This is a genomic window from Shewanella sp. MF05913 (assembly GCF_059758095.1).
In genome coordinates this window covers 1-1,059 of sequence record NZ_JCAYNT010000057.1, presented here as the reverse complement: position 1 = coordinate 1,059, position 1,059 = coordinate 1, and the positions used below count along the sequence as shown (strand labels likewise).

The following is a 1,059-nucleotide window of genomic DNA, read 5'->3' as shown; positions in this document are numbered from 1 at the left end:
TATTCTATTTCTTACCATCAGCGCAGTGATTGCTGGCTGCCAAGGGTGGGAAGAAATTGAGGATTTTGGACACGACCGTCTCGATTGGTTACGCAAATTTGTCTCTTTTGAAAATGGTATTCCTAAACATGACACGATAGCGAGGGTTATCAGCACTATTGATATGGGTACGTTTCAATCCTGCTTCTCTAAATGGATGCAAGACTGCCACCAAGTCACAGCTGGACAAGTGATTGCTATTGATGGAAAAAGATTAAAAGGTTCATTTAATCAGTCTGATAGAAAGGATGCCATTCATATGGTGAGCGCGTTTGCTTGCGAAAATGGCGTGGTGATTGGACAACAAAAAACCGACTGTAAATCGAATGAGATAACCGCCATTCCAGTCCTGCTGGATCTATTAGAGATAAAAGGTTGCCTAGTCACCATCGATGCCATGGGATGTCAAAAAGCCATTGCCCAGAAAATTTTAGATAAAGATGCCAATTACCTGCTGGCACTTAAAGGCAATCAGCCTATGTTATTGGCCCAGGTTGAAAAATTATTAGGACCAGAAATCAGCCGCCAGTGTCAGGATGGAACGCTGTTTCAGGAAGCGGATTACCAACGAAATAGAGAAGAGTATCGATGCTGTATTGTTACCAATGACATGAGTCAAATACCCGCTGCGGCAGATTGGCCAATGTTAACAACAGTTGGGGTGATCGTTTCTTATCGAAAAGAAAAGGGCAAAGTATCCAAAGAGTTAAGTTTTAGGTACTACATCAGTTCAGCCACGTTAACGGCAGAAGAGTTGGCAGCAAGTGCCCGAGAGCATTGGAGTATCGAAAATGGATTGCACTGGAAACTTGATGTTGGAATGAAAGAAGATGATTGTCGTATCCGACGTGATGGTGCACCGGAAATCATGGCAAGTGTTAGGCATGTTGCAGTGAATCGTCTTCAGTCAGAGACAAGCTTTAAGAAAGGAGTAAGAGCAAAACAAATGAAAGCTAATCGCAACACCAATTACCTTGAAAAGGTTATTTTTGGCAAGTGAATTTTCATGCTCTTACCCTG

General features: G+C 42.5%; 1 protein-coding gene. It reads left to right on the top strand.

Going from position 1 to position 1,059, the window contains the following annotated elements; translation table 11 throughout:
* A partial coding sequence (locus AC19MV_RS22950; RefSeq protein WP_498310035.1) for an ISAs1 family transposase occupies positions 1-1,039 on the top strand: 1,039 nt, incomplete at its 5' end.
* Positions 1,040-1,059 lie beyond the last annotated feature (20 nt).